At 72.7% G+C, this 12,918-nt stretch carries 10 protein-coding genes and 2 pseudogenes; 8 read left to right on the top strand and 4 right to left on the bottom strand.

What is annotated here, in order from left to right; translation table 11 throughout:
* The 4 genes and pseudogenes from AC1DUQ_RS14365 to AC1DUQ_RS14350 form a co-directional block, all read left to right on the top strand.
* The coding region (locus AC1DUQ_RS14365; RefSeq protein ID WP_477074018.1) for an exodeoxyribonuclease VII large subunit at positions 1–561 on the top strand (561 nt) is incomplete at its 5' end.
* Between the two features lie 129 nt (positions 562–690).
* Positions 691–948, top strand: coding sequence for an exodeoxyribonuclease VII small subunit (locus tag AC1DUQ_RS14360; RefSeq protein ID WP_477060260.1), 258 nt, complete (start codon positions 691–693; stop codon positions 946–948).
* Positions 948–1,223 (top strand): annotated as a pseudogene (locus AC1DUQ_RS14355) (PfkB family carbohydrate kinase); the annotation flags it as partial. The gene AC1DUQ_RS14360 and the pseudogene AC1DUQ_RS14355, both read left to right, overlap by 1 nt.
* 155 nt (positions 1,224–1,378) lie before the next feature.
* Positions 1,379–1,828: a PfkB family carbohydrate kinase gene (locus AC1DUQ_RS14350; protein WP_477074017.1), complete on the top strand. Its 450-nt coding sequence runs from the start codon at positions 1,379–1,381 to the stop codon at positions 1,826–1,828.
* A gap of 4 nt (positions 1,829–1,832) precedes the next feature.
* Here the strand turns inward: AC1DUQ_RS14350 and AC1DUQ_RS14345 are convergent, their stop codons facing one another.
* Genes AC1DUQ_RS14345 through AC1DUQ_RS14330 form a run of 4 tightly spaced genes read right to left on the bottom strand, consistent with a single transcriptional unit; the run spans position 1,833 to position 6,205 of the window.
* Complete coding sequence (locus AC1DUQ_RS14345; protein WP_477074016.1) at positions 1,833–3,089, bottom strand: ABC transporter ATP-binding protein; 1,257 nt, start codon at positions 3,087–3,089, stop codon at positions 1,833–1,835.
* A 16-nt stretch (positions 3,090–3,105) separates the two neighbouring features.
* On the bottom strand, positions 3,106–3,954 hold the full coding sequence (locus tag AC1DUQ_RS14340) for a carbohydrate ABC transporter permease (protein WP_056095899.1): 849 nt from the start codon (positions 3,952–3,954) through the stop codon (positions 3,106–3,108).
* The gene (locus tag AC1DUQ_RS14335) at positions 3,954–4,913 is read right to left on the bottom strand and encodes a carbohydrate ABC transporter permease (protein ID WP_477060257.1); all 960 of its coding nucleotides are present in this window, start codon (positions 4,911–4,913) and stop codon (positions 3,954–3,956) included. The genes AC1DUQ_RS14340 and AC1DUQ_RS14335 overlap by 1 nt, the downstream gene beginning before the upstream one ends.
* A complete protein-coding gene (locus AC1DUQ_RS14330; RefSeq protein ID WP_477074015.1) occupies positions 4,910–6,205 on the bottom strand; it encodes a sugar ABC transporter substrate-binding protein in 1,296 nt (431 codons plus the stop codon). The genes AC1DUQ_RS14335 and AC1DUQ_RS14330 overlap by 4 nt, the downstream gene beginning before the upstream one ends.
* A 139-nt stretch (positions 6,206–6,344) precedes the next feature.
* Between AC1DUQ_RS14330 and AC1DUQ_RS14325 the strand changes: the two genes are divergently transcribed.
* The 4 genes and pseudogenes from AC1DUQ_RS14325 to AC1DUQ_RS14310 form a co-directional block, all read left to right on the top strand.
* On the top strand, positions 6,345–6,980 hold the full coding sequence (locus AC1DUQ_RS14325; protein ID WP_477060255.1) for a carbonic anhydrase: 636 nt from the start codon (positions 6,345–6,347) through the stop codon (positions 6,978–6,980).
* A gap of 12 nt (positions 6,981–6,992) precedes the next feature.
* A pseudogene (locus AC1DUQ_RS14320) lies at positions 6,993–8,294 on the top strand (class II fumarate hydratase); the annotation flags it as partial.
* A 122-nt stretch (positions 8,295–8,416) separates the two neighbouring features.
* Positions 8,417–11,713: an FtsX-like permease family protein gene (locus AC1DUQ_RS14315; RefSeq protein WP_477074014.1), complete on the top strand. Its 3,297-nt coding sequence runs from the start codon at positions 8,417–8,419 to the stop codon at positions 11,711–11,713.
* A partial coding sequence (locus tag AC1DUQ_RS14310; RefSeq protein WP_477074013.1) for a hypothetical protein occupies positions 11,710–12,918 on the top strand: 1,209 nt, incomplete at its 3' end. The genes AC1DUQ_RS14315 and AC1DUQ_RS14310, both read left to right, overlap by 4 nt.

Genomic DNA, 12,918 nt, shown 5'->3' with positions numbered 1-12,918 from the left:
CCCTTCAGCAACGAGTCGCTCGTGCGCGTGGCGGCGGCCTGCCGGACCCCGCTGGTCAGCGCGATCGGGCACCACCTGGACACGCCGCTGCTCGACCTGGTCGCCGACTTCCGCGCGTCCACGCCGACCGATGCCGCCAAGCGGATCGTGCCGGACGTGAGCGAGGAGCGCGCACGCGTGTCCCAGGCCCGCCTCCGTGCCCGAGCCGCGCTCACCATGCGGCTGACCCGGGAGCAGACCGGCCTCGACCACTGGCGCAGCCGACCGGTGCTGGCCAACCCCACCACGCTGGTCGACGTCCACGAGCACCGGGTCGTCGCCCTGCGGGAGAGCGCCCGGCGCTCGCTGCACACCGCGCTCGTGCACGGCCGGGCGGAGGTGGCCGGGCTCGCGGCCCAGGTGCGCGCGCTCTCGCCGGCGGCCACGCTCGACCGCGGGTACGCCGTGGTGCGGCGGACCGACGGGCACGTCGTGCGCGACCCGGAGGAGGTGACCGCGGGCGACGCCTTGCGCGTCCGCGTGGCCCGCGGAGAGATCGCCGCCCAGGTCGTCGGTCCCTGAACCCGGTCGTGCGGTGCGCGGCGCGGTCCGCGCAGCCTTCGACCTCTTCTGACCGCGGCACCCTGGCGGCGTGGCCGCCCCGCCCGACGGGTTGCCGACGGTGTGGGCACATCCTGGTTGACTGTCCCCGTGCCGAAGCCGTCCCAGTCCCCACCGTCCGACCCGAACGCCGACGTGGCCGCCCTCGGCTACGAGGAGGCCCGCGACGAGCTGGTGGCGGTCGTCGCCCGGCTCGAGGCCGGCGCTGCGACCCTCGAGGAGTCGCTCACGCTCTGGGAGCGCGGCGAGGCGCTCGCCAAGCGCTGCCAGGAGTGGCTCGACGGCGCACGCGAGCGGCTCAGCGCGGTGCGTGACACCGCCGTGACCACCCCCGACGAGGAGTCCTGATGACCACGCCCACCGTCGACCGCGCACTCGTCCTCGGCGAGGCGCTCATCGACGTCGTCACCCGGCCGGACGGCAGCCGCGCGCAGCACCCCGGTGGCAGCCCCGCGAACGTCGCGCTCGGGCTGGGGCGCCTCGGCCGGCGCGTCGACCTGCTCACGTGGCTGGGGCACGACACCGACGGCGACCTCGTCCGCCGCCACCTGCGCGGCTCGGGAGTGAACGTCCTGCAGGGCAACCGCTCGGCCCTGCGCACGCCGGTGGCGACCGCCCACATCGACGAGACCGGCGCGGCGACCTACGAGTTCGACCTCGAGTGGGACCTCCCCGAGACGTGGGATGAGGACCCGGGCGACCCGGTGGTCATCCACACCGGCTCGATCGCGGCGCGACGTCGACCATCACGTACGACCCGAACCTGCGCCCGGTGCTCATGGGCTCCCCCGCGCAGACGCTGCCCGTGGTCGACGCGCTCGTCCGGCTGGCCGACGTGGTCAAGGTCAGCGACGAGGACCTCGCCTGGCTGCACCCGGGCGTCGCGCCCGCGGAGATCGCCGAACAGTGGAGCCGGTCCGGGCCGTCGCTGGTCGTCGTGACGCACGGGGGCGAGGGGGCGTTCGCCAGCACGTCGGCCGGCGCGCGGATCTCCGTGCAGGCACCCAAGGTGCAGGTGGCGGACACGGTCGGCGCCGGCGACTCGTTCATGGGCGGCCTGATCGACGGGCTGTGGTCGGCTGGGCTGCTCGGGGCGGGTCGTCGTCAGGCGCTCGCCGACGTGGATGCGGCCACCGTCCAGGCAGTGCTCGAGCGGTGCGCGCGGATCGCGGCCATCACGGTGTCCCGGGCAGGCGCCAACCCGCCGCGTCTCGCCGAGCTGGCCTGACCCGTCAGGCGCTCGCCCTCTCCCGGGCCTGCGCGCGCTCCAGCGACGCCTTCCGGTCGGCCTCGTTCTCGCGGTCGAGCGCCTCGGCGGCCGCGCCGTCCCAGGTGAGGTTCTCGCCGCTCTCGGGGTCGAACACCATCATCCGGGCGGGGTCGAACCACAGGTCCGCGTCGACGCCGTCCCGGATCTTGGTCTCCGACGGGAGGGCGACGATCAGCTGGGTGCGCAGTCCCTCGCCGTCCAGGTCGCGGTCGAGCTCCTCGAGCGTCGTCGCGACGTCCGGGTTCGTGTCGAACGGGATGTAGGCGTAGAGCTCGGAGCCGAGCCACTCGGTGACGTCCACGGGCGCCTTGAAGGTGACACCGGCGTCCTTCTTGGCGTCCTCGACGAGCGCGGCATCCTCGAAGTGCTCAGGGCGGATGCCGACGATGACGATCTCCTTGCCCTGCAGCTTGGGGGCCAGGTCCGCGGAGATCGGGACCTCGGCGAACGGCAGCGTCATCGTCGACCCGCTGATCTCCCCCGGCAGGAAGTTCATGGGCGGCGACCCGATGAAGCCGGCGACGAACAGGTTGACCGGCTGCTCGTACAGACCCCGCGGGCTGGCCACCTGCTGGAGCTCCCCCTTGCGCAGGACGGCCACCCGATCGCCGAGGGTCATGGCCTCGGTCTGGTCGTGGGTGACGTAGACGGTCGTCGTGCCCAGTCGGCGCTGCATGCGCGCGATCTCGGTCCGCATCTGCCCGCGGAGCTTGGCGTCGAGGTTGGACAGGGGCTCGTCGAAGAGGAATGCCTCCGCCTCGCGGACGATCGCGCGGCCCATCGCGACACGCTGCCGCTGACCGCCGGACAGGTTGGCGGGCTTGCGCTCGAGGTGGTCCTGCAGCTCGAGCGTCTTGGCGGCGAACTCGACCTTCTCGCGGATCTGGGCGTCGGTGAACWGCCCCTTCTGCAGGCGCAGCGGGAACGCGATGTTCTCGAAGACGGTCAGGTGCGGGTAGAGCGCGTAGTTCTGGAACACCATCGCCAGGTGCCGGTCGCGGGGGGCCTTGTCGTTGACCCGCTTGCCGCCGATGTGCAGGTCGCCCGCCGTGATGTCCTCGAGGCCGACGATCATGCGCAGCAGCGTCGACTTCCCACAGCCGGACGGCCCGACGAGGATGACGAACTCGCCGTCGGCGATATCCAGGCTGACGCCCTTCACGGCGAGGAAGCCGTCGCCGTACTGCTTGACGATGTCCTTGAGAGTGATGGCGGCCATCGGATCTCCTTCGTGGTCAGCCCTTGACGGCGCCCTGGGTCAGGCCGGACACGATCTGGCGTTGGAAGAGCAGGACGAGGATGACCACCGGGATGGTCACGATGATGGCGGCGGCGGAGATCGACCCCGTGGGCTCCTCGAACTGCGAGGCGCCGGTGAAGAACGCCAGCGCCGCCGGGACGGGACGGGCCCGGTCGGTCGACGTGAGCGAGATGCCGTAGACGAAGTCGTTCCACGCGATGAAGAACGCGATCAGCGCCGTGGTGAACACACCGGGCGCCGCCAGCGGCACGATCGCCTTGCGGAAGGCCTGCCACGTGGTCGCCCCGTCCACCTGCGCGGCCTGCTCGAGCTCCCACGGGATCTGGCGGAAGAACGCTGCGAGGGTCCAGATGGAGATCGGCAGCGTGAGCGAGAGGTACGGGATGATCAGGCCGAGCCAGGTGTCGTAGAGGCCGATGTTCCGCCACAGGTTGAACAGCGGCGTGACGATCGAGATGACCGGGAAGATCGAGACGCCCAGCGCGGTGAGCAGGACCATCCGCTTGCCCGGGAAGTCGAGCCGCGCGATCGCGTAGGCGGCGAGCGTGGCGAGCACAACCGCGATGGCCGTGGCGATCAGCGAGATGCCGATCGAGTTGCGCAGCGAGGACAGGAACAGGGTCTGCGCGGACCCGCCCGGCGCGAGGATCTCCTCGTAGTTCACGGTCGTCCAGGTCTTGGGCCAGAACAGCCCGAGGTTGAGCTGGCTCGGCAGCTTGAACGACGTCGCGAAGATGGACACGATCGGGAACAGCGCGTACGCGAGGACGAAGATCGTGATGAGGGCCCAGGCGATCTTGGCCCTGGTCGACAGCTGCTTCATCAGCCCGCCCCCCTCGCGCCGCCGGCCAGATCGACCTTGAACAGCTTGACCGCGACCCAGCAGATCAGGATCACGCACAGGAAGAGCAGCACGGAGATCGCCGACCCGAGGCCGATCTCCAGCCGTCCGATCGAGGTCCGGTACGCCAGCAGCGACAGCACCTCGGTGCCGTTGGCCCCGTTGGTCATGATGAACACGTTGTCGAAGATGCGGAACGCGTCGAGGGCACGGAACAGGACAGCCACCATGATCGCGGCCTTCATGTTCGGCAGGACCACCCGTGTGAGGCGCTGCCACCAGGTCGCGCCGTCGACCTCGGCCGCCTCCTCCAGCTCGGTCGGCACCTGCGAGAGGCCCGCGAGGAGCAGGAGCGAGATGAACGGCGTGGTCTTCCAGATCTCCGACATGATGATGACGAAGAGGCTGGTGCCCTGCTGGGCGAACCAGTTGAGGTCCGTGCTGATCCCGGGCACCCACGCGAACCAGTGGTTGACGTACCCCGAGTTGATGTCGAACGCGTAGAACCACGCGAAGGCGGAGACCACGGTGATGATCCCGTACGGCACCAGGATCGCCGTGCGGAGCAGGCCGCGGAGCTGCGTGATGGCGCGGTGCATGACGAGCGCGAGCCCGAACCCGAGGAGCAGCTCGACGACCACGGTCACCACGGTGATGAAGACGGTGACGCCGAGCGCCTGCCAGAAGAGCGGGTCGGACAGCACGACCGAGTAGTTGGTCAGACCGGCCCAGCGCTTGTCGTCCGGAGCGGTGAGGCGGAAGTGGAAGAGGGAGTCGTAGAAGGCCTGCAGGATCGGGTACAGGGTGACGGCGAGCATGACGACGAACGCGGGCCCCGCGAGCAGCCAGCCGAGGCGCGCCTCGGACTTCGCTCGATCGCTGCGGCCGGCCTTCGCTGCGGCGTCGCGCAGATCCGGTCTCTTGTCGGCGACCGTGGTCATAGCAGCTGCTCCCCTCGAAGCACAGCGGTGATCAAGTCCGTCGACTCGGTCGGCGTCGTCTCCGGGCTGACCGCGCTCGGCGGGTGCCAGGTCTGCTGCAGGCCGGTGGACACCTCGTTGTAGTACGGCGTCTGCGGCCGCGGGACGGCGAGCTCGAGCGACTCCCGGATGACGTCCGCCATCGGGAACGCCTCGGTGACCGCGGGGTCGTCGTAGGCCTCGGTGTTGGACGGCGGGTTGCCGTTGGTCGCGAAGTACTGCGCCTGGTGCTCGGGCGTGACGATGCACTCCGCCGCCTGGTAGGAGAGGTCGACGTAGTTGCTGAAGGCCCCGATCCCGAGGTTGATCCCGCCGTACGGGGGTGCGCTCGGCTGCCCCTCGGTCACCTGCGGGTACAGCGCCCAGCCGATGTCGTCGAGCAGCGCCTGCTCGAACGTGCCGTCCTCGACGCCGGCCTTCGTGGCGGACCAGACGAACGGCCAGTTGACCATGAACGAGCCCTTGTCGCCCTGGAAGATGGACAGCGACGCCCCCTCGTCCTCCGTCGGCAGGGCGGGACCACCCAGGCCTTCCTTGCCGATGGTGCCGATGATCGTCGCGGCGGCCTCACCGGCCGGGCTCTCCAGCCCGAGCGTCAGCTCGTCCGCCGGCGCCTCGGGGTTCTCGAGGATCGTGCCGCCGGCGGACGCGACGAGCGCGTTGATCCACACGGTGAGCGACTCGGCCTTGGTGCCCTGGACGGCGAGGTACTTGTCCTGGTCCTTCGACGCGGTCATGATCTGGTCCCACGTCACCGGTGCCTTGGCCGGGTCGAGCCCCGACGCTGCGGCGACCGACTTGCGGTACCAGAGCAGCTGGGTGTTCGCCCAGAACGGGACGGAGACGAGCTTGTCGTCCCACGTGGCCCCGGCCAGGGCGCCGGCGACGACGTTCTGAGTCACCCGCTGCGCGACGTCGTCGGGCACGGGGGCCAGGAACCCGGGTTCGGCCATCTCGGGGACGAACGGCGGGTCCAGGCTCATGATGTCGATCGACGAGTCCTTGGCGGCCAGGCGTCGGGCCAGCTGCTCGCGCTGGGCGCTGGCGTCGCGCGGCAGGACCGACGTCTCGATCACGTACTTGCCCTCTGCGGCCTCCGTGCACTGCTTGGCGATCTCGGCCTGGCCGCCGTCGTCCGGGTTGATGTACCAGGTCAGCACGGGAGTTCCGGACCCGGATCCTGCGCATGCGGCCAGCGGGACCGCCACCGCCAGCCCGGTGACGAGGGCCAGAGCACGTCTGCGTCGTCCCACGGAACACCCCCCAAGGCTGAGACGTCGGCGTCTCACCCCCTTGGCTACACCCTCCGGGTGAAGACCCGCCACCGGAACGGGTCGCCCGACTGCTGGAACGCGCCCTGCGGACGGTCCGCGGACCTGCGAGCATGACGCCGTGACCCGACCCACGACGCCTGCCGAAGCCTGGTCCGCGCTGCGCGAGGGGAACGAGCGGTTCGTCCGCGGCGAGATGCTCCACCCGTCGCAGGGCATCGACCACCGCTCCGAGCTCAGCGTCGCGCAGTATCCGTTCGCGGTGATCTTCGGCTGCTCGGACTCGCGCGTCGCCGCCGAGATCATCTTCGACCAGGGCCTCGGTGACGTGTTCGTCGTCCGCACCGCCGGGCACGTGCTGGACACCACCGTCATCGGCTCGATCGAGTACGGCGTGGACGTGCTCGGCGCCTCGCTCGTGGTGGTCCTCGGGCACGACAGCTGCGGCGCGGTCGCGGCCGCGACGACCGCGCTCACCACCGGCGAGCTGCCCACCGGCTTCGTGCGCGCCATCGTGGACCGGGTGATCCCGAGCATCGTCAACCTGGCCGGTGGGGGGTTCGGCGCCCTCGACACCCTCGACCCGGCGGTCCTGGGTCACGAGCACGTGCGGCACACCGTGCAGATGCTCCAGGGCTACTCGCGCTCGCTCGCGGAGGCGGTCAAGGAGGGGCGGGTGGCGATCGTCGGGCTCGAGTACACGCTGGCCGACGGGACCGTGCACCTGACCGAGTCGCTGGGGGACGTCGAGGTCTAGACGTGCGGCAGGATGGCACGCATGACTTCTGAGTACCGCATCGAGCACGACACGATGGGTGAGGTGCGCGTCCCGGTCGACGCGCTCTACCGCGCGCAGACGCAGCGTGCCGTGGAGAACTTCCCCATCTCCGGCAGCCGCCTCGAGCGCAGCCACATCGAGGCGCTGGCCCGCATCAAGAAGGCAGCGGCCCGCGCGAACGCCGAGCTGGGCGTGCTGGACCAGGACATCGCCGACGCCATCGTCGCTGCCGCCGACGACGTCGCGAGCGGGGCGCACGACGGCGACTTCCCGATCGACGTCTACCAGACGGGCTCAGGGACGAGCTCGAACATGAACACCAACGAGGTGCTGGCCACGCTGGCCACGCGGCGGCTCGGCCGCGACGTGCACCCGAACGACCACGTGAACGCGTCGCAGTCCTCCAACGACGTGTTCCCCACGTCGGTGCACGTGGCCGCGACCGCCGGCGTCGTGCGCGACCTGATCCCCGCGCTGGGCCACCTCGCGGAGGCGCTCGAGGCGAAGAGCGTCGAGTGGGCGCAGGTGGTCAAGTCCGGCCGCACGCACCTCATGGACGCCACGCCCGTCACGCTCGGCCAGGAGTTCGGCGGGTACGCCGCCGCGGTCCGGTACGGCATCGAGAGGCTCGAGTCGGCGCTCCCCCGCGCGGCCGAGGTCCCCCTCGGCGGCACCGCGGTCGGCACGGGCATCAACACCCCGGCCGGCTTCCCGCAGCGCGTGATCGAGCTGCTGCGCGAGGACACCGGGCTGCCGCTGACCGAGGCGCGCGACCACTTCGAGGCGCAGAGCTCCCGCGRCGGGCTCGTCGAGCTGTCGGGCGCGCTGCGCACCATCGCCGTCAGCCTCACCAAGATCTGCAACGACCTGCGCTGGATGGGCTCGGGCYCGAACACCGGCCTCGGCGAGATCGCGATCCCCGACCTGCAGCCGGGCTCGTCGATCATGCCCGGCAAGGTCAACCCGGTCATCCCCGAGGCGGTGCTCATGGTCGCCGCACGCGTCGTCGGCAACGACGCCACGGTCGCGTGGGCCGGCGCGAGCGGCTCGTTCGAGCTCAACGTGCAGATCCCCGTGATCGCCGCGGGGGTGCTGGAGTCGGTCCGGCTGCTGGCCAACGCGTCACGGCTGCTCGCGGACAAGACGGTGGTCGGCCTGGTCGCCAACGTCGAGCGCGCCCGTGCGCTGGCGGAGTCGTCGCCGTCGATCGTCACGCCGCTCAACCGGGTGATCGGGTACGAGGCGGCGGCGAAGATCGCCAAGGGGCCCCCCCCGGGCCCGGCCACCGTTCGGTCACGTTCTGCGGAATCGCTCCCACACCCACGGCCTGCTCGTTTACGCTCTCTGGACCGCGCGCACCTGACCGGTACAGGAGCGCGTCCACGGTCGGACGACGAGGTCACGAGGGGGGTCGGATGGGCTGGAGCCTGCGCGTGCTGCGCCATCGCGCCGCCGCACAGCGGACCCTTCTGGCAACCGTCCTGGCCGTCGCTCTGGTCGGCGCCTGCCTGCTCGGCACCTTCGCCCTCCTGCTGTTCACCAGCGAGCACCACGCGCTGGACACCGCGCTCGACCAGGCCCCGGCCACAGCGACCGACGTCGACGCGGTGCTCACCCTCGACCAGTCCAGCCCCGCGCCGGCCATCGCGTCCGGGGAGGCGTTCCTCGACGAGCTGCTCGGCGACGTCCCGGCCGAGCGGACGCGGTGGCTCACGTCGCCCATGTACCGGCTGCCGGGCGACGGCCCACCGATCACGGCACCCCTGGCCTACCTCGCGGTCTACCCCGACGTCCCGGAGCACGCCACGCTGCTGGCAGGCGCGTGGCCGACGGCGGGCGCCGACCACCAGGGTCGTGTGCAGGTCGCCATCCCCCAGGTCGCAGCGGAGCGCTACGGGTGGACGGTCGGCACCGAGCTGCCCGTGCAGAACCTCGGCTCCTACACGGACGGCACGGTCGTCGTCGTCGGCATCCACGAGCTGTCCGGGCCGCGCAGCCTGTGGACGCGTGACCTGCTGCAGGGCGCGCAGCACGACCCGGCCTATCCGGTGCCCGGCAGCTTCGGGTTCGTCACCACCAGCGCGTGGGGTCCGTTCGTCGTCGCCCCGGAGGCCATGACCACCGCCGGGACGGTCGCCACCGCCGCCCTCGTCGCCTCGCCGCGGCTCGCCGACAGCCCGCCGGGTGCGGTCGAGGGAGTGCGAGGGAGGCTGGACGACGCGCAGGCCACCCTGGTCTCCCGGTCCGAGGGCGGCGTGCTCTCCGCCCAGTTCCGCTCGCGCCTCGAGTCCACGATCGACGTCGCGCAGGGCAACCTGGCGGTGACCCGTGTCAGCCTCGTCATCGTCGGTCTGATGCTCGTCGTGCTCTCGGTCACCGTGCTGCTGCTGGCCGCGCGCCTGCTCGCCGAGCGTCGCGCCTCGGAGCAGACGCTGATGTCGTCGCGAGGCGCCTCCGGGCGGCAGCTGCTGGCGCTCGCGGCGCTCGAGGCGACCGGCGTCGCGCTGGTCACCACGCTCGTGTCACCGTGGCTGGCCGGCCTGCTGTTCCAGGGGATCACCTCCGTCGGCCCCCTCGCGCGGGCGGGCCTGCACCACGACCCGGGCCACCCGCCCATCCTGTGGATCACGTGCGTCGTCTCGTCGTTCGTGCTCGCGACCGTGCTGCTGGGGCCGCTGCTGCGGCGCCGCGGCAGCGCGGTGGACGCCGAGCAGCGACTCGTGCGGCAGGACGGTCGCGGTGGGCTCGCCCGCTCCGGCGCCGACCTCGCGCTCCTGGTGCTCGCGGGGCTCGCGGTGTGGCAGCTCAGCTCCTACCGGTCGCCCGTCGACCAGGCGGGACCGGGACGGCTCGACCCCGTGYTGGTGGCGGCGCCCGCCCTGCTGCTGCTCGCCGGCGCCGTCCTGACGCTCCGGCTGCTGCCCCTGGTCGCGCACGCGGGCGAGCGCCTGGCCGCCCGGAGCACGTCGCTCATCTCCCCCCTCGCCGCGTGGGAGGTCGGCCGCCGGCCCGGCCGGGCGGCCGGCGCGGTGCTCCTGCTGACGCTGGCGCTGGGCGTCGGCTCGTTCTCGCAGTCCTTCCTCAGCACGTGGCGGACGTCGCAGGGCGACCAGGTGGACCTCGCCGTGGGGACCGACGTGCGGCTGGACCGCCTGGAGGGCTCCGGGATCGCGCAGGCGGGCGCCGTCGGCGAGCTCCCCGGCGTGCAGGCCATGAGCCCGGTGACGAACCGGACGGTCACCCTGGGGCAGCCCGCGGAGTCGCCGGGCGAGAGCCGGGGACGTGCGGTGAACCTCCTCGCGCTCGACACCACCCAGGCCGACGCGCTGCTGCGCGGCAGGATCACGCCGACGTGGGGCACGCTCGCGGAACCGCTCCGGCCGGCGACACCCGCCGTCGGCATCCCCCTGCCCGGTGCACCCACCGGGCTCCTGGTGGACGTCGAGAGCTCCGTCTCCCCCGCGCTGGCCGSGGTCGTGCTGCTCAGCCTGGTCGTCGAGGACCCGAGCGGCACCCGGACCCCGCTCGAGCTGGCGCCGCTCCCGCTCCTGGGCAGCTCGGACGACGTGGCCGTCACCCTCCCGGCCACCGCCCCCGGGCTGCGACTGGTGGGGGTGCTCGCGCAGCTCCTCCCCGAGTCCACGGAYCCCGGCGACCTGTTCGGGCTCGGCCAGGCCGACGTGCGGCTGGATGTCCGCGTAGGTGACCTGCGCGTCGTCGAGCGGCCCGAGGGGGCCACCGCGGACCAGGTCACCGCGGTCCCGCTCACCACCGCCTCGTGGACCGTGCAGGGCGCCCTCCAGGACAACAACAAGCGGCCGCTGCTGTCGGTGCGGACCGACGACGACGTCCTGCGCGTCACCGGCGGGATCGACCCCTTCGAGCTGCTCTTCGGCCGCTCCGGGTTCGCCGCCGCCACGTTCCCGGTGCCCGGCCCGGTCCCGGTGGTCGTCACCGACACGCTGGTCGCGGCGTTCTCCGCGGCGGTGGGCGACGAGCTCGAGCTCGACCTGGGCGACGTCCGGGTGCCGGTGACCATCGAACGTGTGGTCCCCTACCTGCCCGGCCTGCCCACGGGGTCCGCGCTGCTGGCCGACCGCGACCTGCTCACGCGCGCGGCCCTGCTCGGTTCGTCGACGAGCCCGCTCCTGGACGAGTGGTGGCTCCAGGTCCCCGATGCGAGCGCACCCGCGCTGGTGGAGGACGTCCGTCAGACCGACCTCGGCGTCGCCGTCGACCGGGCGACCGCACGAGAGGTCGCCACCGACGGACCGCTGCGGGTCGGTGTGCAGGCCGCGCTGTGGATCGTGACGGTGGCCGCGGTGGCGCTCGCGGTGGCGGGCTTCGGGATGAGCGCGACGGTGTCGGTGCGCACCCGCCGGCTCGAGCTCGCCCGGCTGCAGGCCCTCGGCGCCCCGCGCTCCGGCCTGGTCCGCTCGGTGCTCGTCGAGCACGCGATCCTGGGCGTGCTGGGCCTGCTCGCGGGGCTCACCCTCGGTGCCGTGCTCGGCCAGGTGGTCGCTCCGCTGGTCACCGTGTCCGTCCAGGGCGGCCGGCCCGTCCCCGGCGTGATCGTGCAGTGGCCCTGGCCCACACAGGCGGCCCTGGTCGCCGTCCTCGTGGTGCTGGTCGGCGGAGCGGTCGCGCTGACCACGAGCTCGCTGCTGCGCCGGGCGTCCGGCGAGCTGCTGCGGCTGGGGGACGAGCGATGACGATCACCGAGCTCCGCGCGCGGACCACCGTCGGTTGGCGCTCGACCACGGGCGATGCGGTCCTCGTGGCACGCCGGCGCAGCCGGCAGGACGCCGGCCTGCTGGCGCTGGCCGCCGTCGTGCTGGCCGTCACTGTGCTCATCGCGCTGGCCGTCCCCCGGATCGTGCTGCGGACCGCGGACGCGGGGGTGCAGGGTGCGGTCCGGGATGCCGGACCTGCGGCGGACGTGGTGATCGTCCTGGGCAGCGGGCCCGGGGTGGGCACGTTCACGGCCACCGGGCAGCCCGCCCGCGTCGAGAACGCGTCGACCCTGGTCGCGAACTCGGCGACGACCACGCGGTCCTCGCTCCCGGAGTCCGTCCAGGCCGTGGTCGGGCCCGTGGTGACCGCGGTCCAGAGCTCCCCGCTCACCGCCCGGCTGGGCGACGACCTCGTGTCCACCCGGCTCCTGCACCTCGGCACCCCGACCACCTCCGACCCGGTCGTCCGGTGGGTCACGGGGATCGAGCCGCGGATGTCCCCCGAGCACCCCGCCGGCTCGTCGGAACCGCGCGTGGTGGAGGTCGGGATGTCGGCCGCCGCCGCGGACGAGCTGGGTCTGGTCGTCGGCCAGCGCCTGCCGCTCACGGGGCCGACCCGGGGCGACGTCGTGGCGGTCGTGACGGGCCTGTTCGAGCCGGCCGACCCCACGTCGCCGGTGTGGTCCGGCTACGCGGACCTGCTCGATCTCCAGCCCCCGCCGGCCGGCGGCACCGTGGTCGGCCGCGCGGGACTCCTGGCGTCGGACGCCTCGCTGCCCGACGCGCTGCTCGCGATGCAGACCGCGCGCTCGGTCTCCACGGCGTTCCGCTTCCCGGTGGAACCGGATGGCCTGCGCGCCACCGACTCCCGCGCGGTCGCGCGCGCGGTCGCGCAGATCATCGCGCTGCCCGGTCCGTTGACCGGGTCCGACGGGCGCACCCCGTCGGTGGTCAGCGAGCTGGACACCGTGCTGCGGGCGGCCGACGTCCGCCTGCTCGCCGGGACGGCCCAGACCTCGGTGCTGCTCGTCGGGCTCGCCGCGGTGGGCTCTCTGGCCCTCATCCTCGCGGCACGGCTGCTGGTGGTCCGGCGCGAGACGTTCCTGCTCGCGGAGCGCGCTCGGGGGGCGTCGACCGCCTCCGTCGCCCTGCGCGCCCTGGTCGAGAGCGTGCCCCTCGTCGCC

Source organism: Cellulomonas sp. P4_B5_2, from assembly GCF_056402235.1.
The sequence above is the reverse complement of the archived record's forward strand: the minus strand, read 5'-3'. Positions and strand labels throughout refer to the sequence as shown.

Excerpts from the sequence above, each read along its gene's own strand:
- AC1DUQ_RS14350 (WP_477074017.1), top strand. The coding sequence starts at position 1,379 with ATGGGCTCCCCCGCGCAGACGCTGCCCGTGGTCGACGCGCTCGTCCGG.
- AC1DUQ_RS14340 (WP_056095899.1), bottom strand. The coding sequence starts at position 3,954 with ATGAAGCAGCTGTCGACCAGGGCCAAGATCGCCTGGGCCCTCATCACG.
- AC1DUQ_RS14335 (WP_477060257.1), bottom strand. The coding sequence starts at position 4,913 with ATGACCACGGTCGCCGACAAGAGACCGGATCTGCGCGACGCCGCAGCG.